The sequence below is a fragment of the Amycolatopsis albidoflavus genome, from assembly GCF_039525725.1.
In the GTDB taxonomy this organism is placed as follows: Bacteria; Actinomycetota; Actinomycetes; order Mycobacteriales; family Pseudonocardiaceae; genus Amycolatopsis; species Amycolatopsis albidoflava.
In genome coordinates, this window is sequence record NZ_BAAAHV010000015.1 from 7325 (window position 1) to 31204 (window position 23880).

The following is a 23880-nucleotide window of genomic DNA, read 5'->3' on the forward strand; positions in this document are numbered from 1 at the left end:
CCGACGCGATCCCGCGTTGTGGCTGGGGGGGGGTGATCAGGCGCCGAGGCGGTTGGCTAGAACGGTGGCGAAACGCAGGGCGCTGCCGTCGCTGAAGGGGAGGTTGAGGGACGGTTCGCAGATGTCCAGTTCCAGCACCCGCGGCTGTCCCCGGTCGTCGCGGACCAGGTCGACGCGGCCGTACAGCAGCGGGCGGTCCAGGCCGAGATGGTTCGCGGCGGCGTCGAGAGCGGCGGACGCGACCGCGCGTTCGTCCTGGTCGGCTACGCGCGGTTTGCGGAAATCGAGCGTCGGGACGTGCACGGTTCCGTCCGGCATCAGCATCGCGGCCTTGCGGATCGCGTGGCTGTACTCCCGGTCGAAATAGATCAGGTTCGTTTCGCCGTCCCGGTCGACCGACTCGAGATACGGCTGGACGAGCGCGTGCCCGCCTTCGCCGAAGAGCTTCGACAGGTGCGCGGCAGCTTCAGCAGCAGCCGGCCGGGTGAATCGGCGGACATTACGCGAATACGCGCCGACCCCCGGTTTGACGACGATTTCCGTCGCGTCGCGATGCTGCTCCAGCACTTCCCGCACCACGACGTCCGGGTCGTCCCCGGGGGCGGCGAACCGGCTCGGGACGACCGGGACGCCGAGCGCGGCGAGGTCCGCGAGGTAGGACTTGTCCAGCGCCCACCGGGCGACCACCAGCGGGTTGAGCAGGAGCGTCGCCTCCTCGACCCGTTCGCACCACGCCAGGAACTCCGGCAGCTGGTCCACGTAGTTCCACGGCGAGCGCAGCACGACCGCGTCGAACCGGGACCACTCGACCTCGGCGTCTTCCCACTGGCAGACCTCGGTGTCCAGGCCGACTTTCGCGCAGGCCTCGCGCAGCAGCGGCATGTCGTAGTCGATGGGCAGGCTGACCCGGTCGGTCACGAGGGCAACGGTGCGGGTCACCACGGCAGGACCTTCCCGGCGTGCACGTAGCTGCCGCTCGGCCCGTCCTCGTCGAGAAGCGCGAGTTCGACGCTGGTCACGGCGCCGTCCGCCGGTTCTAGGTCGCCGGCTCCGTCGTTCATCCCGGTCTTGGTGTAGCCGGGATGCGCCGAGTTGACCTTGATCGGCGTGTCCCGCAGCTCGTACGCCAGGTGCACGGTCCACGAGTTCACCGCGCTCTTCGTGGCGCTGTAAGCCGGAAGCGCCTTGAAGGTGTCGCTGTGGGTGTAAGACTCGGGATCGCTGTGCCGGGTGAGCGAACCGAGCAGGCTCGACACGTTCACGATCCGCCCAGCGGCCGACTTGCGGACCAGCGGCAACATCGCCAGTGTCGTCTCGACAGTGCCGAACAGGTTGGTGTCGAAGGTTTCCCGCCATTCGGCGAGGGTCTGCTCGGACGGCTGTTTGCCGTACTTCTCGATCCGCACCGCCGCGTTGTTGACCAGGATGTCGAGCCGTCCGTACCGGGTTTCCAGCTCCGCCGCGGCGGCAGCGATGCTCTTCGGGTCGGTCACGTCGAGCTGAAGCCCTTCGACGGCGAGGCCCGCGTCGCGCAATCCCGTCGCGGCTGTCTCGACAGCGGTTTCGTTGCGTCCGCTGAGCACCACGCGGACGCCGCGTTCGGCGAGCTGCCGAACGATCTCGAACCCGATGCCGCGGTTGGCCCCGGTGACCAGGGCAATGGTGTCGTCCAAATCGGTCTCGCTCTCTTGTCTTCTCCGGCGGTCACAGGGTGGACAGGAATTTCGCCACCGGCGGCCCGAAACTCTCGAGGTCCGCCAGGAACGCGTCGTGGCCGAGGTCGGATTCCAGGGCGAGGAACTCGACGTCCGCGCCGCCCGCCCGCAATCCGTCGGCGATCTGCCGCTGCTGGTGCAGCGGGAACAGGATGTCCGTCTCGGTGCCGATCACGAGCGCTTGATCGACCCGCAGCCGCGCCAGCGCCTCCGCGGTGCTGCCGTCGCACAGTTCGCCGAGGTCGAACCAGTCCATGCTGCGGCTGAGGTAGAGGTAGCTGTTGGGATCGAACCGGCGCACGAAGCGGCGCGCGTGATGGTCCAAATAGAACTCGACGGCGAACTCGGGGCCGAACGCGGCGTCCCCGGCCCCGGATCTTTCGCGGCCGAACCGGCGTTCCCATTCCCGCGCCGACCGGTACGTGGTCATGCCGATCTTGCGCGCGGTCAGCATGCCGCGTTCCGGATAGCGTTCCGGAAGGTACTGCCCATCATTCCACAGTGGATCCGACCGGATCGCTTCCCGTTGCAGGGAACGGATCGCGATCGAGTACGGCAGCGAATGTGCGGCCGCGGAGATGCTGACGTGACTGCGCGCCAGCTCCGGATGCCGCGCCAGCAACGCGAGCGCGCTCATCCCGCCCATCGACGCGCCGACCACGCACGCCAGCTGCTCGAATCCCAGGTGCCGCACCGTGTTCGCCGCGGCGTCCGCGATGTCCTCAATGGACAGTTCGGGAAAACTGAGCCGGTACGGCTGCCCGGTCGCCGGATCGCGCGACGCGGGCCCGGTCGATCCTTGACAGCCGCCGAGCGAGTTCACGCAGATCACGTGCCACTGGTCGGTGTCGATCGGCTTGCCCGGCCCCAGCATCGACTCCCACCAGCCGGGGGCGGGGTCCTCCGGGCTGGACGCGGCGTGCGCGTCCGGCGAAAGACCGGTGAGCAGCAGGACGACGTTGTCCCCGGTCGCGGAGGGCCGTCCGAAGGTCTCGTAGGCGACGCGCGCGCCGTGCAGCACGCCGCCGCGTTTCATGGCGAATCTCTCCGGCAGCCGGGCGAACCGCGTGGCCGGAGGAATGAATTCGTGCATCATGCGTCCCAGGTGGTCGTGCGCTCACTCGCCGAGCGAGGCCAGCCATTCGTCGTCCGAACCGTCGCTGATCCCTTCGAACCAGAAGCCGGACAGATACCGTTCACCGGTGTCGGGCAGCATCGCGAGCAGCACCGCGCCCTCGGGCGAGCTCTCCGCTTCGCGCAGCGCGGCCGCGAGCGTCGCGCCCGCGGACATTCCGGCGAAAATCCCCTCCTCGGCGGCCAGGCGGCGCGCGGTGTCCCTGGCCAGCTCGTCGTCGATCGTCACCAGCTCGTCGATCACGGTGCGGTCCAGCACCCCGGGGACGAAGTTCGGAGCCAATCCCTGCAGCTGGTGCAGATTCCACGACTGCCCGGCCAGCACGGCCGCCTTTTCCGGTTCCAGCACGACGGTCCGCACGTCGGGCCGGGCGAGCTTGAGCATCTGCCCGACGCCGGTGATCGTGCCGCTGGTGCCGAATCCGGTGACGAAGGTGTCCAGCCGTTTCCCGGCGAAGTCGGAGAGGATTTCCGCGGCCGTCGTCTCGCGGTGGTACGCGGGGTTAGCCGGATTCTCGAACTGGCGGGCGCGGAACCAGCCGTGCTTCTCAGCCAGTTCGTCGGCGATCCGGTTGCCGCCGAGGCTGCCGAGATGGCCGGGGAACAACAGCACCTTGCCGCCGTACGCGCGGATCAGCTTGCGCCGCTCCACCGAATACGTGTCGCCGAGCACCGCGACGAACTGGTACCCGCGCGCGGCCGCCACCATCGCCAGCGCGATGCCGACGTTGCCGGACGTGCACTCCACGATCGTGTCGCCGGGCTTGAGCTCTCCCCTGGCCTCGGCGTCGAGGACGATGGCCAGCGCCAGCCGGTCCTTCACCGAGCCGCCCGGGTTGAACGACTCGACCTTGACGTACACCGAGACGTGCCCGGGCGCCATCCGGTTCAGCCGCACGATCGGCGTGCGGCCGATCGCGTCAAGAATGCTGGAGTACAGCGGCATGACGGAATTCTCCTTCGTACACAGTCGTGGCCGGACCGGCCAGGACGATCGGCTCCTCTTCGGACGGCCAGCCGATCCGGAGCTCTCCGCCGGGCACCTCGACCGTCACGTTCCGGTCGAGCCGTCCGGCCCGGATCAGCACCGCGGCGGCGGCACAGGCCCCGCTGCCGCAGGCGAGCGTCTCGCCAGCACCGAATTCGTGGACCCGCAACCGAATCCGGTCGCGAGCCACGACCTCGGCGAATCCGACGTTGACCGTCGGCGGCAGTCCGGGCAGCGCTCGCACAGCCGGGCCGAGCCGGGCCACCGGGGCGCTGCCGACGTCGTCGACCTCGAGGACCACGTGCGGGTTTCCGGTCGAGGCCGCGGCGAAGCGGACGGGAGTCCCGTCCGCCAGCGCGGCCTCGTACCGGCCGTCCCGGCTCGCGAAGCCGGACAACGGGATCTGCTCGGGAGCGAACCGAGGGACGGTGAGCCCGATGCTGAAGGCGTTGTCTCCCAGCACTTCCACCGGATGCGTCCCGCTCGGACTGTCGATCTCGAACGACGGCGGACGCGCCAGCCCGGCCCGGACGAGCCAGGAGGCGACGCAGCGGGCGCCGTTGCCGCACTGCATCGAGCTTTCGCCCGTCCCGGTCCAGATCTCGAACGCGGCGACCGCGGAAGCGCTGCGCGGCGGCCGGATCCCGAGGATCAGGTCACAGCCGACGCCGGTGTGCCGGTCGGCGAGCGCCCGGCACAGTTCCGGCGACGGCGCGGGCGCGTCCCGCAGGTCTAGTACGACGAAATCGTTGCCGCACCCGTGCATTTTGGTGAACGGAAGCGTAGGACTCACCCGCGCCGCCTTACGACGGCCGCCGGGTTCATCGCACCGCCGCGGTCGCGAACACCGGAGCGACCATGTCCATAATGGACTCGGTCGCGCGCGCGTCGGTGCTTTCGTCGCCGGTCGCGGCGAACTCGGCCAGTTCGAGGCCGAGGACGTCGGCGGCCGGAATCGCCTCCAGGATCTCGCGGATCCGGCCCGGCGCCAAGCCGTCGGGCACGTGGTAATCGGCGGGCACCGTGCCCGGTTCCAGCACGTCCCAGTCGATGTGCACCCACACCCGCGCGCCGCCGACGGCCGCCGCGACCCGCTGCCCGGTGACGTCCGCCGGGGCGAGGATCCGCACGCCCGCCTTGTCCAGCAATTCGCGTTCGGACGGATCGATGTCGCGCGCGCCGACGAGGACGACCCGGCTGGGGTCGACGCCCGCGCCGTGCCCGCTTTCCCACAGGCCGCACGCGCCCGACAGCGCCATTCCGCCGAGGTAGCCCGATTCCGTGGTGTCCGGGGTGTTGAAGTCGCCGTGCGCGTCTATCCACAGCACCGCGCAATCCGGGTGCGCCCGGACCGCGGCCGGCAGCGTCGCCAGGCTGGCCGAGCAGGTGTTGGCCGCGAGCACCGTGCGCCGTCCGGCCGCGACGCTCGCCGAAACCGCTTGCGCCAGGCCGGAAAGCGTCTCCTCCGCGGCCGGGAGGCTGACTGTCCAGTCGTCGTCCTCCGGGCCGGCGGGAGTGCCGACGAAGCGCGGCTCGACGCCGTACCGCTCGCGCAGCGCACGCGCCGTGCGGGCCGCGCCCTCGATCATTCCCGCGCCGCGATCTCCTATGCGGCCTTGGGAAACGATCACTTCCATCATCGCCTGTCTCCGATCAGGTAGGGGCCGCGGCCCCGTCCGGCTGCGCGGTTTCGGGTGCCCGGAAGGAAAACGGGCAGGAATCGGTCCGGTCGACGTCGTCCTCGGGCAGGCCGTACTGCCACCATTCGAGCCCGGCGACGCCGTAGGAGCCGAGCTGGCGGGCGCGCGGGGCCAGGTCGTAGCGGTCGATCCTCGCCCGGATGTTGCTGCGGACCTTGCGGCCGCTCGGGGTGTCGCCCGCGACCACGTCGAACCGCTCGCGCGGATTGACCACGAGCACGAAGTGCGCGCCGAGGTTGCGGCTGCGGCGGACCTCGTGCGCGGGGTTGCTCATGTTGACGAACAACGGCATTCCGTTGAAACACATGGACCAGGAGCTTTCGCCGGGGTCGGTGCCGACGTTTTCCGGCCACGGTGCCGGGTCGACGTGGTGCAGCTTCTGGATCACCTCCCAGCCGAACGCCTGGTACCCGGCGACCGACCGGGCCGAGACGGCCGAAGGCGAGAACACGATCAGCAACGGGTACGCGGTGTCGAGATGGCCGTTCCAGTTCCGGGAAAGCTCGACGTAATCGGCGAGCGCGGCGCCGAGTCTCGCCACGCCGTCCGGTCCGGCGTCCTCGGCGAAGGCGAACAGCAGCAGCCTCTTCCGGAACGCGTTTCTCGAGAAGACACAAGGGAAACCGCGGTCGGTGAGCCTGGACTCGACGTCGCGGAACGCCGCGGCGCGCCATCCGGCTCGGACTGTTTCGGCCTCCTGCTGGGTGATCAAGGTCGTGCTGCGGGATTCGAGCAATCGGTGCATTCCGGCCCTCCGGGAATATTCTTCCTCGGGATACGTGGTCCTCTCCGCCGTCCGGCCGGGCCTCAGTCGCGGGAGCCGGTCGTGCGGGATTTCTCCGGCGGACCCGCGGAACGGATTCCGGCTGGTCGACGGCCGCCCCGGTGCGGCGTCGATCGTCCGGGCATGCGAAGCGCCGCCAGCCGGTGCGGACGGAGGCGCGGGTGGTCATGGTGGTGCTCGGCTGCGCGGTGCTCGGGGCGTGCTTCACTGCCGTGCGGTTGCAGAGTGTTCGCGCAGCCGACCGGTCCGAATCCGTGCGCGGCGCGTCCGGGGCTCACCCGCACCCGTCCATACCCGGCACGGCCGTGTGCGAGCCGCGATGCGAAGCCGCTGGCGGTTATTCCCCCACTGGACCAGCGCTGCTCCTCAGACTCTATGGACCCGGGCAAACCGGCGCAGCGACCATCCGGGTGAACAACATTCTACGCGAAAAAATGGAATGTCGGAGAATTTGTCGAGACAATACGCGGAACCGAGCAATTCGCTTCCGGCATCCGGCGCAATTCCCGGACGGGAGGGTGCGGGATCGACCGCGACCGCCGGTCCGGACCGCGGAAAACGCCTGGCGGAGGGGACAAAACGGCTTCGTCCACAGTAGACTTCCAGTACTCGCCGGTTCCGCGCCGCGCAGGCGTTCCGCAGGACGAAGGCCAGGTCCGGCTCCGCCGGTCGGCCGCCGGACCTGCCGCGACCGTAGCCTGATCGGCCGCCGCGGATTCCGCCATTCCGCCCCCTGCGGAGGCGAAACTTCGCATATTCACGATGAAGCGGACTTTCGCCGACATCGGCCACGCGTGAGCGCGAGACTTCGAAGACATTCGGTATTTCTTGGCGAATTGCTCATCGGTGCTTCACCCGCCGGAGCAATCCCGATCGTGCACGGCAAACCGGGAGCGGAGCGCGCTAGGCCTCGCTGGCATCGGAATAGGTCGGAAGCCGCCCGTCTCCGCTACGGTCTTCTTGGGCGAATCGCGCCGCCAGTTCGGGAATCCGCAGAAACGCTGCGTCGCTGGACATCTCGCAAACGCGGCCGGGAGGTCGCCCGGGTTCTGGGTGAGCTCCCGGCCAGGACGCAGGCGCCGACCGGCACGGCGGAGGTGCCCGTGCCGCTGCGGGTAGAGCCGCAGTACCCGGCGTCCCGCATGCCTCCGAGGAACCGTCGGGGCTGCCGGCACCCGCCCCCAGGGCACGGGGGCGTCCGGACTGTCCGAACAGGACGCGCGGACGGCGATGCTCGCCACCAGCCGTTTCACCGTCGGGAGCGTCCTGGAGGAACCGGCCAACGCCGAAGACGCTCCGGAAATCGCCGGGCACCCCGGCCCGGACCCGGCGTCCGCGTTCAACGACGGCCTGGCCCAGCGCGGTTGACTCTCGTCGCCGGTCTCCGCTCGCCGGGCCGCCTCCGGGATAGCATTCGCGGCAGAGGATCGACCATGGGGGCGAAGATCGACGAGACGGACTGGGCCACGCTCACGCGCATGCCCGCGAAGCGCACCGCATACCGCCGCGAAACCTACTTCCGGGAAGGGGCCCGCGACGTCGCCCGGTTCCTCGGCGACCGCGCCGCGGAAGTCCTGCGCCGGCACGCGCTGCTGATGGTCAAACCGGACGGCATCGCCGCGGGCAAGGTGCGCCCGGTGCTCGACTGGCTGACCGAGCAGGGCTTCGCCGTCCAGGCCGTGCAGCGCCCGGAGTTCACCGGGTTGGTGTGGCGGGAGATGTGGCGATACCAGCTGACGTCGGCCACCGTGGACCGGCTCGCGCTGAACGACCTGATCTACGTCGGCTCCGGCCTGCTGTTGCTGCTGCGAGACGAGCAGCCAGGCCCGATGCCCGCGACGACGCGGCTGGCCTCGCTGAAAGGCTCAGCCGACCTGGCGCAACAGAAGCCTGGCACGCTGCGCGCCCTGCTGCGCCAGCACAACCGCAACTTCAGCTACGTCCACGTCGCCGACGAGCCCGCCGATCTGGTCCGGGAACTCGGCCTGCTGCTCGATCCGGCACAGCGGCGGGAAGCACTGAACGGACTGGCCTCCAGCGAGCCGACCGGTCTCCCGTTGCTTGAAGAAGCGCTCGCCGCCGAAGCCGCCGCTGTCCCGCAGATCTTCGACGCCGACGCGGCCGCCGATGCCGTGGCGGACGCGCTCAAGCGGTCCGAACACGGCAACCAGGCGCTCCAACTGCTGGAACGCTTGCGGTTCGGGGAATCCGTGCCTTGGGTCGAAATCGCCGAGGCCGTCGCCGCGAGCGGGGCCGAGGTCCATCGCTGGGACCTCGCCGCGGTCGGGGCGAGCCTGATCGAATGCGACGAACCCGGCGAGACGAAGCTGATCGCCAATCCGGAACCGGTGCTCTGGGACCGGCCGCGGGTGCGGCGTCCTTTGTAGACGAACTGGTCAGCCGACGACCGGGCGTTCCGTCCACGCTTCCGGCGTAACCGCCGGCAGCAAGGCATGCGGCACCGGGCGTTCGTTGTGCACCACGAACGACGCCGTCACGATCACGTCCCAGCGGTCGGCCTTCTCGAAGGGCACCCACTCGGCCAACTCGTCCCAGCCGATCCGATCGCCGCCCGCCACGACTTCCCGCAGCCGTGCGACCGTGGAATCGCCCGTTGCCGGAGCCAGCCGATCGAGCGTCGCGTCGATATCCAGGTCATGCGCGGGGCAATCCGCCTCGATGGCAGCGATTTCGGCCCGCGCCTGTGCCGTGCGGTCCTCCGCGAGATGCGCCCGCAGCTCCTCGAGAAACCGAAGCCGCGCCGGACGGTCGAGGAAGATCGCCAGCTCGCGCACGATGTCCGCCGGTTCGTCGCCGACGTGCACGAAATTCAGGATCCGGTTGGGCGGGTTCAGCTTCGTGCGCAGATGATGCGGCTTGCGCTGGGCCGGATCGCCGACGCCCTTCAGCTCGCAGAGCCGGACCGTCGCGGGCAATCCCGCGACCGGGCGGACGTCGCGCGCCAGGAAGAGCAGCACGTCGTTGGCGAGATAGTAGAAAGTGCACAGCTGCAGCCGGTCGACGGTGTAGATGTGCCAGTCGTAGCGCCACACCTCGCGCATCGAATGCCGGGTGTAGCCGAAGCGCGTGGTGGCGACCGGCACGAAACCGTTGTCCGCCAGGTACTCCATGACGATGCCGAGCCTTCGGCCGACCACCGCGTCCGGTTTGACCACGAGCATCGCCAGCCCGCCGAGCACACTGGTCGCTTCGCCGCCGAAGACCGAGAGCACGTCCGCCCAGCCCTCGCGGAAGTACAGGTCGTAGCCGAAAACCTCCCGTTTCTCCGGCACGGCCGACAACTGCCGCCACTCTTCGGCCGTCGGCATGCCGTCGACCCGGTCCTCCCTGCCCGGCGTCCAGATCATCTGTTCATCGTGCCACAGCGGCGCACTCCGCCATTCCCGTTCGCGCGGCGGCAATGCCTGCCGTCCGCTGCCGCCGGGGTATCGTCGACGGCCCGGACGACAGAAGGGGTTGAAGCGTGGCCAGGCAGCGGGTTCCGGTAGTTCTCGTCGCGGGTTTTCTCGGCGCGGGGAAGACCACAATGCTCAACCACCTGCTCGCCAACCGCCAGGGCGCCAGGGTCGGCGTGGTGGTCAACGACTTCGGCCGCGTGAACATCGACGCGCTCGCGGTCGCCGGGCAGGTCGACACGATGGTGTCGCTGGGCAATGGGTGTCTGTGCTGCGCGGTGGACGCCAGCGGGCTGGACGCGATGCTCGGCAAACTGTCCCGGCCGGAGGCTGGCATCGACGTCATCGTCGTGGAGGCCAGCGGGATCGCGGAGCCGCGGGATCTGCTGCGGTTGATGATTGCCAGCGAGAACCCTGATATTCGGTATGGCGGACTGGTCGAGGTCGTCGACGCGGTGGAGTTCGAGGCCACCCGGGAGCGGCATCCGGAGCTTGCCGAGCATTTGCGGGTGGCTGACCTGGTGGTTCTCAACAAGGTCGATCGGGCTGACGCCGACGCGGTGGCCAAGGTGCGGGGCGTGGTCGAGGAGTACGCGCCTGGGGTGCCCATGGTGCTGACGGAGCGCGGGCGGGTTGATCCGGCGTTGTTTTTCGATGCCCGGCCGCGGGAGAGTGACGGGCAGTTGTCGTTTGACGATCTTCGTGAGCATGATCATTCCGAGCATTTGCACGCGCGGTACGAGAGCGTCACGTTCACGTCTGATCGGCCGCTTTCTCCTCGGCGGTTAATGGCGTTTCTGGAGAGCCGGCCTGGTGGGTTGTATCGGGTCAAGGGACAGGTCGATCTTGGGCTCGAGGGCGGCCGGTCTCGGTTCGGGTTGCATACGGTGGGGGCGTTTGTGCAGGTCGAGCGGTCGGCTTGGCCTCGTGGGGAGCGTCGGACCGAGCTGGTGTTGATTGGGGCCGGGATTGATTCCGCCGCGGTGGAGCGGGAGCTTCGGGCCTGTGTGGATGAGCGTGCTGGGCATGACGAGCGGGGGCTTTTGCGGTTTCTCCGGTATGTGGACGAGCCGGACGGGGAGTCGTCGCGCCACGCCGAAGACGGCTAAAAGCGATGATTGGCGGGGTGGGAGTCGCAGTATGGCCGGGTAGCTCGAAGCAGCCTCTTTGGAGGACGAGTTCCCATGGCGGAGACGATTGCGGCTCGGTGGTATTTGGTCGGTGCGCTGCCGGAGGAGGATCCGGTCGCGCATCTCATGACTCGCGCGGATGATCTTCGGTATCGGCGGTCTGCGTGCGGGGAGCGGGATTCGCGGACCTGGACGCCGGTGGATTTGACTGAGCCTGGGACTGGGGATGTGACGCCTTGTCCTGGGTGTGTGGCCAGTCTTTCCGGGGCTTCGGCGGGGGCTGGTTCTGAGGAGCAGCTGGCGTTTGATCTGTCGTTGGGGTGACGGGGTGGCTCGTCGCCTGGCGGCGACATTGGCCTCCCTTGGTTGCGTGGGGCACCCCGAAGTTTGATTGTCCTGACGGCCTGGGGGTGCTTGTCAAGGCGGGAAAGATGCCTTGACAAGCACCCCCAGACCGCAGAGGAGGCTTCGTATCGGGGTTGGGGCAGGGCTGGGTGCCTCGATCGTTGGGTGCACCGGCTGCGGGGGGGAGGGGGTTGGGGTGTTACTCCTCGGTGGTGGCTGCTTTTTTTGCTCTGCTTGGTGCTACGCGTGGGGGTTCGTTCGGCATTTTTGGGTAGACCGGTGGCGAGGGGGCGTCCATTAGGCCGCTGGCCAGGTCTTCTTGTGACATTTTCAGCAGTGCTTCGATCGATTGGGGGTGGTCGTTGGCGGCTGCCCAGGGGTCGCCTCGTTCCTCGACCAGGGCGGGGACGGTCGAGAGGGTCAGGGTGTCTGGCTCCACTGTTGCCAGTTCGTCCCAGGTGATGGGCGTCGAGACTTGTCCGCCTACCCTTGGTCGGACGCACCAAGCGCCGAAAACTGTTTTGTGCGGGGCGTTTTGATTGAAGTCTACGAATACTCGTGAGCCGCGTTCTTCTTTCCACCATTGTGCGGTGATGAGGGTTGGGTGGCGGCGTTCCAGGGCCCGCGCCAATGCTACTGCGGCTGCTCTTACTTCGTAGCCGTTCCATCGTGGTTCCAGGATGGAGTACAGGTGCAGGCCTCGTGAGCCGGAGGTCTTTACGTAGACTTCGATTCCCAGTTCGGCCAGGAATTCGCGCACCAGTATCGCTGCTTCGCGCAGTTGCGGGAAGCCGATGCCGGGTGATGGGTCCAGGTCGATGCGCAGTTCGTCGGCGATATCCAACGCTGTTGCGCGGTTCGGCCATACGTGGAAGCCCAGGCAGCCTTGGTTTACCGCCCACAGGACGTGCGCCAGGTTCGCGGCCACCAGGGCGTCGCTGGTGGTGCCGTTCGGGGTGGAGACGACGGCCGTGGTCAGCCAGGAAGGGGCGTTCTTCGGCGTGCGCTTTTGAAACCAGGATTTTCCGCCTGCGCCGTCTGGATAGCGTTCCAAAAGGAGCGGCCGTCCGCCTAGCCGGGCCAGTAACGGTACCGCGACGGCTTGGTAATAGCGTACTAGATCAAGTTTAGTCTCGCCTCGTTCCGGGAAATAGACCTTGTCGGGACTGGAAATGGTCAGTTCCACGCCGTCCAGTTCCAGTGTCACGCCGCTCATCGGGCCTCCCCGAACAGGTCCGCCAATTCGGCCGGCGGGGCTTCGTCTAGTTGGGCGTAGGTGCACGAATCCGGAGTTCGGTCGGGACGGAAGCGGACCAGCCGGCCGCCGTGGCGGAAACGGCCGCCTTGGAGGTGTTCGTAGCGGACTTCGGCGACTTGTTCCGGGCGCAGCGGTTCCCACGACAGGTCCTTGTCGGGGGCCCATCGGCTGTTCGCGCCTGGACGGCGGACCTCGTCGGCCTGCCATTCCGCCCAACTGCGCCAGGGATGTCCGTCGAGTGCGTTCTCCCGCCATGGGGCCAGCTCTTCCACCAGCTCCCGGCGCCGCGCGGCGGTGAAGCTGCTCGCGACGCCGACGTGGTGCAGCGAACCCTCGTCGTCGTACAGGCCGAGCAGCAGCGAGCCGACGCCCTTGCCGTCCTTGTGCCAGCGGAAACCGGCGACGACGCAGTCCGCGGTGCGCTCGTGCTTCACCTTCAGCATCACGCGTTTGTCCTGCTCATACGGCAGATCGGCGGGCTTCGCCATGACCCCGTCGAAGCCCGCGCCCTCGAACCGGGTGAACCAGTCCTGCGCGGTGTCCGGGTCCGTCGTGAGCGGGGTCAGGTGCACCCGCTGCAAACCGCTCGAAGGGGCGAAAATCCCCTCCAACGCGCGCCGCCGCTCGGCGAACGGTTGCTCGGTCAGGTCCTGCTCCCCCAGCGCGAGCAGGTCGAACGCGACAAAGCTGGCGGGAGTCTCCTCCGCCAGTTTCCGGACCCGGCTGGCTGCCGGATGCAGCCGCAGCTGCAACGCGCCGAAGTCCAGGCCGCGCGGCGTGACCAGCACGATCTCGCCGTCGACGACGCATTTGTCCGGAAGCGCGTCCCGCAGCAGCTCGACCAGCTCCGGGAAGTACCGGGTGAGGGGGCGGTCGTTGCGCGAGCCGAGTTCGACCTCGTCGCCGTCGCGGAACACCACGCAGCGGAAGCCGTCCCACTTCGGCTCATACCAAAATCCGCCATCGCGCGGCACCTCGTGCACAGCTTTGGCGAGCATCGGCCGCACCGGCGGCATCAGGGGTAGCTCCACCTGCGCGATCCTAAGCGGAACAGACGCTGACCTGCACCTTTTTACCAGCGCGCTAGGACCAGCCCGCCCCGCGGCTTAGGTGTGAAGTACGTGGCCTTCCGCGGCATCCGGCGCCCCGCCGCGTGCACTGCCTGCACCGTCTCGAACGGCACCGGGGCCAGGTGCACCACGGCGTCCGCGTCCGGCGGGAGCGGGCTGCCCGGCAGCAGCGGGCGGACGTGCGGGCCGTCCGGGTCGAGGCCCAGCGCCGAGCCGAGAAGCAGCTGTTCCACCACCTCGTGGTCGATCACCAGCGGATCCGACCCGGGCAGCCGCACCCGCAGCACGCGCGATCCGGCCAGCACCACCGCGGTGCCGGGGCAGGAAGGCGGGGTCGGGTCATCCGACCAAGCCACGTCCAGCCCGGCCGCCTGCCAAGCCGTGAACAGGGCCTCGGCGGTGTGCCCGGTCCCGAGGAGCACGCGGTTGATCGCCCGGATCTCCAGCTGCGAACCCGCCGTGATCAACGCCAGCAGCTGACCGCTTCCGGCGGCGGCCGCGACCCGGTGGTTCCCGTCCGCCACCAGCAGATCGCTCGCCGACGCGGCCTCCAGCAGCCGTTCCTGCATCTCGCCGGGGCCCACCACCCACAGCTCGTGCGACAGCCCGGCTCGGTCCACAGTGGACACATCCGGATCCGCGGAACTCGCCGCTTCCTTGACCGCCGCGGTCAGGTCCGCGCCGTCGCCGACCGGCACGAGGAGCGCGGCGCTCGTCGCGCAGCCGAGGCCGTCCAGCACGGCCGCGCGTTCGGCGACCACCTCCGGATAGACCTCCTCGGTGTGCTTCACGTGCGCCCCGGCCGAGGTCAGCTCCCGGACGTCGACCACGCACAGCACGCCCGCGATGGTTTCGCCGATCCGATAGGCCGCGACGAACGCGGTTTCCGGCCGGTAATGCCCGGTCAGCAGCCGTTCGAGGGTCGCCCGCGCCTCCGGCAGCGCGGCCTCGACGTCCAGCCCGGCCGCCAGCGCCGCGGGAGTCCGCGCCGGATGCTGCGCGGCCAGCAGCGTGTCCCCGCGAGCCGTCGCGAGCGCCCTCGTCACCGCCTCGGGTTCAGCGAACTCGTCGACATCCGGTCCCGGCACCGTGCCCTCGACGACCCAGCCCCGGCCGATCGGCCGCACCCACCTGTCCATCCCTCCATGATGACGGCCAGGCGAACACCCGTGCACCGATCGATCGGCTGGGGAATGCTTGCCGGTGCGAAGGAGTTTATTCCCGGCATGGGAACCACGAGCAGTCCGCCCGCGGCGAAACGCGCCGCCGTAGGCCTTCGTTCCGAGCGGGGCCCCGTCCTCGCCGCCGTCATGCTGAGCACCGGCCTCGTGGCCCTCGACAGCACCATCATCGCCACCGCGGTCCCCTCGGTGGTCCGCGACCTCGGCGGGTTTTCCCAGTTCCCGTGGCTGTTCTCGATCTATCTGCTCACCCAGGCGGTCACCGTGCCGCTGTACGGCAAGTTCGCCGACGTCCTCGGCCGCCGCCCGGTGATGTTCTTCGGCATCGCCGCGTTCCTGCTCGGCTCGGTGCTGTGCGGGGTCGCCTGGAGCATGCCGGTGCTGATCGCGGCGCGCGCGGTGCAGGGCATCGGCGCGGGCGCGGTCCAGCCGATCAGCATGACGATGGTCGGCGATCTGTACACCGTCGAGGAGCGCGCCCGGGTGCAGGGCTACCTCGCCGGAGTGTGGGCGGTCGCCTCGGTGATCGGGCCGACGCTCGGCGGCGTGTTCGCCGAATACCTCAGCTGGCGGTGGATCTTCTTCGTCAACCTGCCGCTCGGCGCGCTCGCCGCGTGGATGCTCTACCGCAAGTTCACCGAGCAGGTGAAACGCACGCGGCACAAGGTCGACTACGCCGGCGCGACACTCCTGACGCTCGGCTGCGCGCTGCTGATCCTGGCCTTGCTGGAGGGCGGGGTCGCGTGGGGCTGGACCTCCGCGCCGAGCCTGGCGATCTTCGCCGTCGCCGTCCTGATGCTGGTCGCGTTCGTGCTCGTCGAACGGCGCGCGGAGGAACCCGTGCTGCCGCTGTGGGTGTTCACCCGGCGCACGCTGATCGGCGGAAACCTCGTCGCGCTCGTGACCGGCGCGGTGCTGCTGGGCTTCAGCTCGTTCCTTCCGACGTATGCGGAAGGCGTGCTCGGCACGGACGCGCTCACCGCGGGCTTCGCGCTGGCCGCGCTCACGATCGGCTGGCCCATTGCGGCGTCACTGTCCGGAAAGGTCTACCTGCGGATCGGATTCCGCGACACCGCGTTGATCGGCAGCGGATTCCTGCTCGTCGGAGCGGTCATGGCGACGTTCCTCGGCCTGGACTCGGTGGTCTGGATGGCCGCGGCGGCCGTGTTCGTGGTCGGCATCGGGCTCGGGCTTTCGTCGAGCCCGACCGTGGTGGCCGTGCAGTCGACTGTCGGCTGGGAGCGCCGCGGGGTGGTGACCGCGACCAACATGTTCAGCCGTTCGCTGGGCAGCGCAGTCGGCACGGCGATCTTCGGCGCGATCGCCAACGCCACCCTCGCCGGCCGGTTCGCTAACCCGCCTGCCGAGGTCGCCGGCCACCTTCCGGCGAGCGTCGACGCCACCAGCCGCATCCTCACCGGCGCACACGACAACTCGCCGGCCACGGCGTACGTGCGCGAATCGCTCGCCGGGGCCACGCACAACGTGTTCCTCGCGATCGTGGCGGTGTCGGTGCTCAGCGTTGTCGCGCTGCTGCTCATGCCCCGCAAGACCGAACAGCTGACGTTTTAGTTCTGCAGCGGAACGAGTTCGCGCACGAAATCGTCGAGGAACTGCCGGTAGTCGCCGGAGTATCCGGGCCGGACCACGAATTTCGTGAGTCCGGCCTCGATGTGCTGCTCGATCATCCGGCGCGCCTCGGCCCAGCTGGTGGGCACGAGTTCGGTGGCCGGACGGCCTGGGTTTCGCCGTTCGGCCACCTTCCGCAGCCCCTCCGGAATTCCGTGCAGCGCCAGGACCATGCTCAGGCCGAAGTGGTCTGATTCGACCTCTCGGTCGGCTTCGGCCGCGGCTTCCTGAATCGCGAGCCGCGCCGCGCGGGACTGCTCCGGCGTGTGGAAACTGCCGAGCCATCCGTCGGACAACCGGCCCGCTCGACGCAAGGCCGCCGGAGCAGCCCCGCCGACCCAGACGTCGAGCCGCTTCGCCGGACGCGGCCCGATCGTCACGCTGTCGACCTGGAAAAACTCGCCGTCGAAGGACACGTTGTCCTGTTCCAGCAACAGGCGCAGCAACGCGAGCGATTCGTCGAACACCGCCGCGCGACGGCCGTCCGGCACCGGGAACAGGGCGCGTTCGGCGGGCTGCGCGGGCATCAGCCCGAACACCGGAAGCACCCGTTTCGGAGCCAATCCAGCGAGCGTGACCAGCTGTTTCGCGACCAGCACCGGATTCCGTCCGGGCAGAATCGCCACGCCGGTGCCCAGTTTGAGCCGGTCAGTGCGAGCGAGCGCGTGCGTCATGCCGATCAGCGGGTCGACGTCCGGCGAATAGAGCACTTCCGACAGCCACAGCGAGTCGACGCCCGCCGCCTCCGTCAGCTCCGCCAAACCGGAGAATTCTTCCGGCCCGGTCCCGAGCCCCGGAGCCACCCCCACCCGGATCTTGTCCACGTTCGCTCCGCTCAGTCGGCACATTCCCTTGAGCAGAACCGGATCCGGGCGCTGGTTCTTCCCGCTAGGCGGTCGCTTCGATCACCCGGCCCAGCGCGGCGTGCAGCGCTTCCAGCTCGGAAACCTCCATGCCGAGCCGCTCCACGACGCGATACGGGATTTTCTCCGCCTCCGCGCGCAGATTCCGGCCCTTCTCGGTGAGCTCGACGGTCAGCTGGCGCTCGTCGGCCCTGCTGCGGCCTCGGGTCACGTACCCGACCGCCTCCAGCCGTTTGAGCAGCGGCGACAGCGTCGCGGGCTCGTGCCGCAACGCCGTGCTGAGGTCCTTCACCGAGCGCGGCGACTGCTCCCACAGCGCCAGCATCACCAGGTACTGCGGATGCGTCAGCCCGTGCGGCTCCAGCAGCGGCCGGTAAATCGCGATCACGCTGCGCGAGGCGACCGACAGCGCGAAGCACACCTGCCGGTCGAGCTTCAGCGGGTCCTCGCCAAGGTCGATCTCGGCCACTCGTCCTCCTCGTGCTCGAGCCCACCCTAGCGCGGGCTGCACCACACTAATAGTTAGTGTACTAATTATTAGGGTACCCTGGTCGCAGACTCCGAGGAGGCACGATGACCGAACGGCCCGGCGTTCTCCGCTGGTTCTGGTACGCCGTGAGCGGACGGCTCCCCGAGCGCTACCAGGACTGGCTGCTGCACGACGCGACGTCCAAGCACTGGAAGGCGCGGCACGTCCTGCGCGCGTCGGTGGGCATCGCGCCGCTGTGCCTGGTCTGGCTGCTGCTGCCGGCCCCGCTCGGGCTGCGGCTGGCGATCGTGCTGATGGCCGCGCTGGTGTCGTACTTCTACTCGTGCGCCTACATGGAGGAAAGCATCGACCACCGGTTGGCCCGCAACGGTTTCCCGCCCGGGACCGGCAAGCGGATCCGGCGCGAGAAAGCAGCCGAGGCCAACGCCGAGGCGACCGCCCGCTACATCGCGGCCTACCGGCGGAACCCCGCCGACTAGACTCGGGAGCCGATGAGACGCAAGCGCCCGGCCCCGATCCCGCCCCGGCACGGCCTAGACCCGGCCCGGCTGCGGCTGCCCGACGAGGGCCCGTGGACGACCCTGCTGGAGCACCTGGTCGAACGCCTCCCCCGGGTCGCTCCCGCGCGGATCGAGGAAATGCTGCACGAGCAGCGGATCCACGGCGAGGACGGTCCATTGGGGATCGACGCGGCGTACGTCCCCGGTTCGTTCATCTGGTTCCACCGCGACCTGCCGGACGAGGTCCCGGTGCCGTTCGACGTCACCGTCGTGCATCGCGACGAGCACCTGCTGGTGGTCGACAAACCGCACTTCCTGGCGACGATTCCACGCGGGCGGCACGTCTTGGAAACCGCTTTGGTGCGGTTGCGCCGATCGCTGGACCTGCCCGCGCTGTCCCCCGCGCACCGGCTCGACCGCGTGACGGCGGGGTTGGTGATGTTCGTGATCACGCCGTCCGCGCGAGGCGCATACCAGACGATGTTCCGCGATCGGTTGGTGCGCAAGGAATACGAGGCGATCGCGCCGTACGATCCTTCTCTGGAGCTGCCCCGGACCGTGCGCAGCAGGATCATCAAGGAACGCGGCGTGCTGGCCGCGCAGGAGATTCCCGGGCCGCCGAATTCGGAGTCCACAGTGGAGCTTCTGGAGCACCGGGAAGGGTTGGGCCGCTATCGCCTCACCCCCGCCACTGGGCGTACGCACCAATTGCGGGTCCACATGTGTTCCCTGGGCGTCCCCATCCTCGGCGACGATTTTTATCCGGAGCTGCACGAGAAACCGCTGGACGACTTCACCAAACCGTTGCAGCTGCTGGCGAAAGTGCTGGAATTCGACGATCCGCTGAGCGGCGAGCCTCGCCGGTTCACCAGCCGCCGGACGCTCACGGCCTGGGATTCGCTGGACGAATGGGCTGGTTGACCGCTACGGCAAGGAAATGCGCGCTGGCGTTGATCAGGAGCGGATCCTGCTCGACCAGACGGGCGCAGCGGAGGGCCGCGTCCACGCGTGCGTCGAATCCCCCGATCCCGGCGACGTCCAGCGCGGGCCAGGCCGGGCCTTCCACTCCGTACACCGAAATCTCCGACAGCCCAGCGGTTTCCAGTTCGCCGCGTAGCTCGTCCGCGGTGTGGAAATGCGCGGCGACGAAGCCGACGTGGCCGTCATAGCGTCCGGTATCGAGGACGGCTTCCACCGACGGTGTCAGCTGTTCGGTGAGCCGACCGTTGGTTCCGGTCTCCATGACCGAGAGATAGCGGCTGATCGCGGCGGCGAACACCATGCCGCCCGGACGAAGCACGCGCCGGGCTTCGGCAAGCGCTTGCGCGCGGTCGCCGGGTTCGGTCAAGTGATAGAGCGGACCCATCAGGAGGACGACGTCCGCGCTGTTGTCCGGCCAGGTCAAAGCTCGCGCATCGCCGACTTCCGCTGTGACGCCTTCGATTTCCGCCGCCTCCGCGACATGGCCGGCCACCGGATCGACTGCGTGCACTGAATGTCCGTCCGCGGCCAGCCATCTGGCGTGCGCCCCGGTCGCCCCGCCGACGTCGAGGATTCTCTGTCCTGGCGCGGATATCGCTCTTCGCACCAGTTCCTGCGTGCGCCGGAATTCCAGCCTGCCGTGCGGCGATCGGAGAAGCCGGGTGTTCTCGGTGGTTTCGGTGTCGTAATGCTCGACCAGAGTCATGACCGCCACAGTGACCGAATTTCGGTGCCGCGGCAACGGAAATTCGCCCGGGTTCGCCCGCCGGACGGATGCCAGGCGGCGGAGAAAGCACCCGTCCGGCGAGCAAGCGAATCACCTGGTCCAGAACTTGATTCCGCTCCACTGCACGGTAATCGGCCCGGCGCCGCTGGCCGTCCGGTACGACCCGAACTTGTCGTAATAACTACCCGATGGGCTGTCGTCCGTCTGCTTCAGCGAACCGTTGATGTATACCTTGTGGGAGCTGCCGACCTCGTTGATCGTGTTGACTCGCACCGAAGTCCCGACCGTCGCGCCGGTCGCCACCGTCTGGCCGTTCTCCACGGTGTAGAGCCTGCCGCCCTTCTCCACCGCCAGCAGGAAATACGGCCCGGCGTTGGAACCGTCGCGGAACGTCTGCTTCAGGCTGATCCGCGAACCGCCCATGCTGGTGATCTTGAACGAGCCCTCGAACTGGTGCGTGCCGCCGGTGTAGGTGTCGTAGCGGCGTTCGGCCCGCTGCTCGCCGCTGCCGTCGGAGCAGGCGAGCTTGAAGGTGAGCCCGCTGACCTGGCCGCAGCCCTTCTGCTGTTCCTTGTACCCCGGCGACCAGGGTTTCCAGGTGCCGCCGCCGACCTGGGCGTCCGCGACCGGGGCGAGAATCGCGACCCCGCACACCGCCGCCGCCAGTGCTCCGCCGATCCGGGTTCTCGTGCGCACGTGCCAACCTCCGTGGAACTCAGGGCGGCGGTAGCGGTACAGGTCCAGACCACTGGGTGATCACTGTAGGTCCCCGGCCGGTCGCGGACAAGAGCGTTTCCCTTGACGACTTTGTTTGTCACTGCTTGGCTCAGGGGATGCAGGACGTCGAAGTGATCGAGGACCCCGCCGTCGCGGCGGCCGCGCTGGACCCGGTGCGCGCCCGCCTGCTGGCAGCGCTGACCGAACCGGCGTCCGCCGCGGCGCTGGCCGCCAAGGTGGGCCTGACCAGGCAAAAGGTCAACTACCACCTGCGCGCGCTCGAATCGCACGGCCTGATCGAACCCGCCGGAACCCGACAGTGGGGCGGCCTCACCGAACGGCTTTTCGCCGCCACCGCCGGCGCCTACCTGGTCTCCCCCGCCGCACTCGGCGCTGCCGGTTCCGCCCGGGTAAAGCCGGACCGCCTGTCGGCGAGCTACCTGCTCGCCGTCGCCGGCCGAACCCTGCGCGAGGTCGCGGGCCTGACTCGACGCGCGGCCCGGGCGGGCAAACCGCTCTCAACACTGACCCTGGACGCGGAAATCGCCTTCGCCTCCGCCCGCGACCGGTCGGCCTTCACGGACGAGCTGACCACCCTCGTGACCGACCTCGTGTCCCGCTACCACAACGAATCCGCCCCCGACGCCCGCCTGCACCGGCTCGTCGTCACCACGCACCCCAAGCCCGCCGAGTAGTTCATCCGAACAGGTGTTCGATCGTCGTGTAGCTTGGAGGCATGAGTCAGGCATTTCAGGGCTCGCTGTTCGGTGCGAGCGGGCCGGCCACACTGGGCCCGTTGTCCGGCGTGCAGCGCACCGAACTCGGGCAGGGCGCGTGGATCGACGTGCTGCCGGGCTGGCTCGACGGCTCGGACGAGCTGTACGAGCACTTGGCGGCCGAGGTCCCGTGGTACGCGGAACGCCGGCAGATGTACGACCGGGTCGTCGCCGTCCCGCGGCTGCTGTGCTTCTACCGGGAGCACGCGCCGCTGCCGCATCCGGTCCTGACCGAGGCACGGGAGGCACTGTCCGCGCGCTACGCGGCCGAACTGGGCGAACCGTTCCGCACGGCCGGGCTCTGCTACTACCGAGACGGCCAGGACAGCGTCGCCTGGCACGGCGACGACCTCGGCCGCGGCCGGACCGAGGACACCATGGTGGCGATCCTGTCCGTCGGCGCGGCCCGGCACCTGGCGCTGCGCCCGAGAGGCGGCGGGGACTCGGTGCGATACCCGTTGGGACACGGGGATCTGATCGTGATGGGCGGGTCCTGCCAGCGAACGTGGGAACACGCGATCCCGAAGACGGCCCGGGCGGTGGGGCCGAGGATCAGCGTGCAGTTCCGGCCGAGAGGGGTGCGATGAGGCGAGAGGTGCGGCGAGGGAGCGGTGAGGGAGGTGCCGTGAGAGGGCTGAGGTGACGGGTTCCCGAGGACGGACGCTGTCGGTTCGAGCGTGCCCGCCGTGCGGACTACGAGGGTGCCGTTGAGGTGGCGGCGGCGTTCAGGTGACCGCGTTTTCGAGGCGAGCGCGCGATCCAGGCGAGCACGCCGCCCAGGCGATCGCGCCGTCCGCGTGACCGCGTTGTCCAAGCGAACGCGCCAGCCATCCGACCGCGCCTGCCCAAACGAACGCGCCATCTAAGCCATCGCGCCATCCCAGGCACCCGCGCCACCCACACGACCGCGCTGCCCAAGCAAGCACGCTGCCCAGGCAACCGCGTTTGTCCAAGCCACCGCGCCGTCGGCGCCGCCGCTGCCCCCAAGCCGTCCGCTGGGGCATTTCCGTCGCACCCGGCGGTCAGCCGGTCGGCGGTCGGCGGTCGACCCCGCCAACCGAGCCACCGCCGTGCTCAAATCCGGCGCGCCAGCCACGGCCCGCCCCAGGAAACCGCCCCTCGCCGCCCGGGGATTCGGCGTCAGTCCACCAGCACCGGCAACGAGTCGAGCCCGTACACGATCGACACCTTCCGGAACGCCAGTTCCTCCGGCTGCACCGCCAGCCGCAGGTTCGGGAACCTCCGGACCAGCGCCGGGTACGCCGCCCGGAGCTCCATCCGGCCCAGTTCCGCGCCGATGCACCGGTGGATCCCGTACCCGAACGCCAGGTGCGAGGACGGCTCCCGGGTCGGGTCGAAGCGGTCCATGTCGCCCTTGCCGAGCACCGGGTCGCGGTCCGCGACCGACAGCGACACCAGCACGATGTCGCCCTCGCTGATGTGCACGCCGGCGACGTCCAGGTCCTGCTTCGCGAACCGCGGGAACGCCATCTGCACCACCGTCAGGTACCGAAGCAGCTCCTCGACGAACCGGTGCACCGAATCGTCGTCGCCGCGGACCGCCTCGAACGCGGCCGGGTCGCGCAGCACCACCAGCGCGCCCAGCGCCAGCATGCTCGCGGTGGTCTCGAGGCCGCCGGTGAGGATGCCGTCCGCGAGACCGGCGAGTTCGCGGTCGTCGATCTCGTCGCCGTGTTCCTTGATCAGCATGCCGAGCAGGCCGTCGCCGGGCTGTTCGCGCTGCTTGCGGACGATCTCGAGCAGGTACCCCAGCGACTCCGAAATCGCGCCCAGCGACGCGCCCGCGCCGCTGAACAGGTCGAACCGCGCCGTGCTCAGCCGCTGGAAGTCGGCCCGGTCCTCATAGGACACGCCGAGCAGCTCGCAGATCGTGAGCGACGGGATCGGCAGCGCGAACTGCTCCCAAAGGTCCACCGGCCCGTCGGCGGCGGCCATCGCGTCGAGCTGGCCCGCCACGATCTCGTCGATCCGCGGCGTGAGCCGGGACAGCCTGCGCATCGTGAACTCCGGCGTCAGCAGCTTCCGCAGCCGCGTGTGCACCGGCGGGTCGGCGAAACCGAGGCCGCCCGGGTTCTGGTCCTCGGTGACGCCCGCGTTGCCGACGAGGTTCGTGAAGTCGTTGCTGAACTCCGTGCCCTTCCCGAGGACCGCCTTGGCCTCCTCGTACCCGGTCACGAGCCAGGCGTTCATCCCGAACGGCAGGTCCAGCTTGCTGATCGGCGCCTCGCCGCGCAGCCTGCCGAGGTCCGGAACCGGGTCGAGGCCCTGGCGGCGCAACGGCTCCAGCGCCGAATCCGGCAGCAGCGCCATCTTCTCGAGATCGAAACCGCGCTTCTGCTGGCGGGCGATGTACCGGCGGCCGGCCCAAGCGAGGACGCGCGAACGGAGACTCCCCATGCCGGCGACAGTACCGCAACCACCCCGCGCGCCGGTCCTCGGCGGAGACGCCCGTCAC

General features: G+C 69.1%; 24 protein-coding genes. 8 read left to right on the top strand and 16 right to left on the bottom strand.

What is annotated here, in order from left to right; genetic code table 11:
- Positions 1-36: 36 nt before the first annotated feature.
- The 7 genes from ABD156_RS24670 to ABD156_RS24700 are packed head-to-tail and all read right to left on the bottom strand — an operon-like array spanning position 37 to position 6282.
- On the bottom strand, positions 37-939 hold the full coding sequence (locus ABD156_RS24670) for an ATP-grasp domain-containing protein (RefSeq protein ID WP_344278172.1): 903 nt from the start codon (positions 937-939) through the stop codon (positions 37-39).
- Positions 936-1673 carry an SDR family oxidoreductase gene (locus ABD156_RS24675; protein ID WP_344278175.1) on the bottom strand — a complete coding sequence of 246 codons (738 nt, stop codon included), beginning with the start codon at positions 1671-1673 and terminating at the stop codon, positions 936-938. The genes ABD156_RS24670 and ABD156_RS24675 overlap by 4 nt, the downstream gene beginning before the upstream one ends.
- A gap of 31 nt (positions 1674-1704) precedes the next feature.
- Positions 1705-2811, bottom strand: a complete 1107-nt coding sequence (gene metX / locus ABD156_RS24680) for a homoserine O-acetyltransferase MetX (RefSeq protein WP_344278177.1) — start codon at positions 2809-2811, stop codon at positions 1705-1707.
- 21 nt (positions 2812-2832) lie between these two features.
- Positions 2833-3795 carry a cysteine synthase A gene (cysK, locus tag ABD156_RS24685; protein ID WP_344278179.1) on the bottom strand — a complete coding sequence of 321 codons (963 nt, stop codon included), beginning with the start codon at positions 3793-3795 and terminating at the stop codon, positions 2833-2835.
- Entirely contained in the window at positions 3770-4630 is an 861-nt protein-coding gene (gene dapF / locus ABD156_RS24690) for a diaminopimelate epimerase (protein WP_344278182.1), read from the bottom strand. Before dapF ends, cysK begins: the two co-directional genes overlap by 26 nt.
- 28 nt (positions 4631-4658) lie before the next feature.
- Complete coding sequence (locus ABD156_RS24695) at positions 4659-5477, bottom strand: arginase family protein (RefSeq protein WP_344278185.1); 819 nt, start codon at positions 5475-5477, stop codon at positions 4659-4661.
- A gap of 13 nt (positions 5478-5490) precedes the next feature.
- Positions 5491-6282, bottom strand: a complete 792-nt coding sequence (locus ABD156_RS24700; protein WP_344278187.1) for a YqcI/YcgG family protein — start codon at positions 6280-6282, stop codon at positions 5491-5493.
- Positions 6283-7551: 1269 nt separating this feature from the next.
- Here ABD156_RS24700 and ABD156_RS24705 point away from each other — a divergent pair.
- Together ABD156_RS24705 and ABD156_RS24710 are read left to right on the top strand one after the other, a co-directional pair.
- Entirely contained in the window at positions 7552-7689 is a 138-nt protein-coding gene (locus ABD156_RS24705) for a hypothetical protein (RefSeq protein WP_344278190.1), read from the top strand.
- Positions 7690-7754: 65 nt separating this feature from the next.
- Positions 7755-8708, top strand: a complete 954-nt coding sequence (locus ABD156_RS24710; protein ID WP_344278193.1) for a nucleoside-diphosphate kinase — start codon at positions 7755-7757, stop codon at positions 8706-8708.
- 9 nt (positions 8709-8717) lie between these two features.
- Here ABD156_RS24710 and ABD156_RS24715 read toward each other — a convergent pair whose 3' ends face one another.
- The gene (locus tag ABD156_RS24715) at positions 8718-9689 is read right to left on the bottom strand and encodes a nucleoside-diphosphate kinase (protein WP_344278195.1); all 972 of its coding nucleotides are present in this window, start codon (positions 9687-9689) and stop codon (positions 8718-8720) included.
- Between the two features lie 116 nt (positions 9690-9805).
- On the opposite strand from ABD156_RS24715, the gene ABD156_RS24720 reads away from it, so the two are divergent.
- Positions 9806-10846 (top strand): CobW family GTP-binding protein, encoded by a 1041-nt coding sequence (locus ABD156_RS24720; protein ID WP_344278198.1) that lies wholly within the window; start codon positions 9806-9808, stop codon positions 10844-10846.
- 565 nt (positions 10847-11411) lie between these two features.
- Here ABD156_RS24720 and ligD read toward each other — a convergent pair.
- The 3 genes from ligD to ABD156_RS24740 are packed head-to-tail and all read right to left on the bottom strand — an operon-like array spanning position 11412 to position 14679.
- Complete coding sequence (gene ligD, locus ABD156_RS24730; RefSeq protein WP_344278204.1) at positions 11412-12428, bottom strand: non-homologous end-joining DNA ligase; 1017 nt, start codon at positions 12426-12428, stop codon at positions 11412-11414.
- Positions 12425-13501: an ATP-dependent DNA ligase gene (locus tag ABD156_RS24735; protein ID WP_344278207.1), complete on the bottom strand. Its 1077-nt coding sequence runs from the start codon at positions 13499-13501 to the stop codon at positions 12425-12427. Before ABD156_RS24735 ends, ligD begins: the two co-directional genes overlap by 4 nt.
- A 41-nt stretch (positions 13502-13542) precedes the next feature.
- Entirely contained in the window at positions 13543-14679 is a 1137-nt protein-coding gene (locus ABD156_RS24740) for a DUF1015 family protein (RefSeq protein ID WP_344278210.1), read from the bottom strand.
- Positions 14680-14766: 87 nt separating this feature from the next.
- On the opposite strand from ABD156_RS24740, the gene ABD156_RS24745 reads away from it, so the two are divergent.
- Complete coding sequence (locus tag ABD156_RS24745) at positions 14767-16293, top strand: MDR family MFS transporter (RefSeq protein ID WP_344278213.1); 1527 nt, start codon at positions 14767-14769, stop codon at positions 16291-16293.
- On the opposite strand, the gene ABD156_RS24750 is transcribed toward ABD156_RS24745, so the two are convergent.
- Together ABD156_RS24750 and ABD156_RS24755 are read right to left on the bottom strand one after the other, a co-directional pair.
- Positions 16290-17174: a TIGR03854 family LLM class F420-dependent oxidoreductase gene (locus ABD156_RS24750; protein ID WP_344278215.1), complete on the bottom strand. Its 885-nt coding sequence runs from the start codon at positions 17172-17174 to the stop codon at positions 16290-16292. The two genes, ABD156_RS24745 and ABD156_RS24750, sit on opposite strands and share 4 nt — an antisense overlap.
- Positions 17175-17238: 64 nt before the next feature.
- Positions 17239-17682, bottom strand: a complete 444-nt coding sequence (locus ABD156_RS24755; RefSeq protein ID WP_116203003.1) for a MarR family winged helix-turn-helix transcriptional regulator — start codon at positions 17680-17682, stop codon at positions 17239-17241.
- Between the two features lie 104 nt (positions 17683-17786).
- Here ABD156_RS24755 and ABD156_RS24760 point away from each other — a divergent pair, with 104 nt between their 5' ends.
- Positions 17787-18182, top strand: coding sequence for a DUF5313 domain-containing protein (locus ABD156_RS24760; RefSeq protein ID WP_344278220.1), 396 nt, complete (start codon positions 17787-17789; stop codon positions 18180-18182).
- A gap of 12 nt (positions 18183-18194) precedes the next feature.
- Positions 18195-19124: an RluA family pseudouridine synthase gene (locus ABD156_RS24765; protein WP_344278223.1), complete on the top strand. Its 930-nt coding sequence runs from the start codon at positions 18195-18197 to the stop codon at positions 19122-19124.
- Here the strand turns inward: ABD156_RS24765 and ABD156_RS24770 are convergent.
- Both ABD156_RS24770 and ABD156_RS24775 read right to left on the bottom strand, forming a co-directional pair.
- Entirely contained in the window at positions 19087-19890 is an 804-nt protein-coding gene (locus tag ABD156_RS24770; protein WP_344278227.1) for a class I SAM-dependent methyltransferase, read from the bottom strand. The genes ABD156_RS24765 and ABD156_RS24770 overlap by 38 nt on opposite strands.
- A 111-nt stretch (positions 19891-20001) precedes the next feature.
- Positions 20002-20607, bottom strand: a complete 606-nt coding sequence (locus ABD156_RS24775; protein ID WP_344278229.1) for a hypothetical protein — start codon at positions 20605-20607, stop codon at positions 20002-20004.
- Between the two features lie 137 nt (positions 20608-20744).
- Here ABD156_RS24775 and ABD156_RS24780 point away from each other — a divergent pair, with 137 nt between their 5' ends.
- Together ABD156_RS24780 and ABD156_RS24785 are read left to right on the top strand one after the other, a co-directional pair.
- On the top strand, positions 20745-21323 hold the full coding sequence (locus ABD156_RS24780; RefSeq protein WP_344278232.1) for an ArsR/SmtB family transcription factor: 579 nt from the start codon (positions 20745-20747) through the stop codon (positions 21321-21323).
- Between the two features lie 41 nt (positions 21324-21364).
- Positions 21365-21991 (top strand): alpha-ketoglutarate-dependent dioxygenase AlkB, encoded by a 627-nt coding sequence (locus ABD156_RS24785; RefSeq protein ID WP_344278235.1) that lies wholly within the window; start codon positions 21365-21367, stop codon positions 21989-21991.
- A gap of 553 nt (positions 21992-22544) precedes the next feature.
- Here the strand turns inward: ABD156_RS24785 and ABD156_RS24790 are convergent.
- The gene (locus ABD156_RS24790) at positions 22545-23822 is read right to left on the bottom strand and encodes a cytochrome P450 (RefSeq protein ID WP_344278238.1); all 1278 of its coding nucleotides are present in this window, start codon (positions 23820-23822) and stop codon (positions 22545-22547) included.
- Between the last annotated feature and the right edge of the window lie 58 nt (positions 23823-23880).

Bases quoted from the DNA above. Each gene is read 5' to 3' on its own strand.
- metX (WP_344278177.1), bottom strand. From the start codon at position 2,811: ATGATGCACGAATTCATTCCTCCGGCCACGCGGTTCGCCCGGCTGCCG.
- cysK (WP_344278179.1), bottom strand. From the start codon at position 3,795: ATGCCGCTGTACTCCAGCATTCTTGACGCGATCGGCCGCACGCCGATC.
- ABD156_RS24695 (WP_344278185.1), bottom strand. From the start codon at position 5,477: ATGATGGAAGTGATCGTTTCCCAAGGCCGCATAGGAGATCGCGGCGCG.
- ABD156_RS24700 (WP_344278187.1), bottom strand. From the start codon at position 6,282: ATGCACCGATTGCTCGAATCCCGCAGCACGACCTTGATCACCCAGCAG.
- ABD156_RS24705 (WP_344278190.1), top strand. From the start codon at position 7,552: ATGCTCGCCACCAGCCGTTTCACCGTCGGGAGCGTCCTGGAGGAACCG.
- ABD156_RS24710 (WP_344278193.1), top strand. From the start codon at position 7,755: ATGGGGGCGAAGATCGACGAGACGGACTGGGCCACGCTCACGCGCATG.
- ABD156_RS24715 (WP_344278195.1), bottom strand. From the start codon at position 9,689: ATGATCTGGACGCCGGGCAGGGAGGACCGGGTCGACGGCATGCCGACG.
- ligD (WP_344278204.1), bottom strand. From the start codon at position 12,428: ATGAGCGGCGTGACACTGGAACTGGACGGCGTGGAACTGACCATTTCC.
- ABD156_RS24740 (WP_344278210.1), bottom strand. From the start codon at position 14,679: ATGGACAGGTGGGTGCGGCCGATCGGCCGGGGCTGGGTCGTCGAGGGC.
- ABD156_RS24745 (WP_344278213.1), top strand. From the start codon at position 14,767: ATGGGAACCACGAGCAGTCCGCCCGCGGCGAAACGCGCCGCCGTAGGC.
- ABD156_RS24760 (WP_344278220.1), top strand. From the start codon at position 17,787: ATGACCGAACGGCCCGGCGTTCTCCGCTGGTTCTGGTACGCCGTGAGC.
- ABD156_RS24765 (WP_344278223.1), top strand. From the start codon at position 18,195: ATGAGACGCAAGCGCCCGGCCCCGATCCCGCCCCGGCACGGCCTAGAC.
- ABD156_RS24770 (WP_344278227.1), bottom strand. From the start codon at position 19,890: ATGACTCTGGTCGAGCATTACGACACCGAAACCACCGAGAACACCCGG.
- ABD156_RS24780 (WP_344278232.1), top strand. From the start codon at position 20,745: ATGCAGGACGTCGAAGTGATCGAGGACCCCGCCGTCGCGGCGGCCGCG.
- ABD156_RS24785 (WP_344278235.1), top strand. From the start codon at position 21,365: ATGAGTCAGGCATTTCAGGGCTCGCTGTTCGGTGCGAGCGGGCCGGCC.
- ABD156_RS24790 (WP_344278238.1), bottom strand. From the start codon at position 23,822: ATGGGGAGTCTCCGTTCGCGCGTCCTCGCTTGGGCCGGCCGCCGGTAC.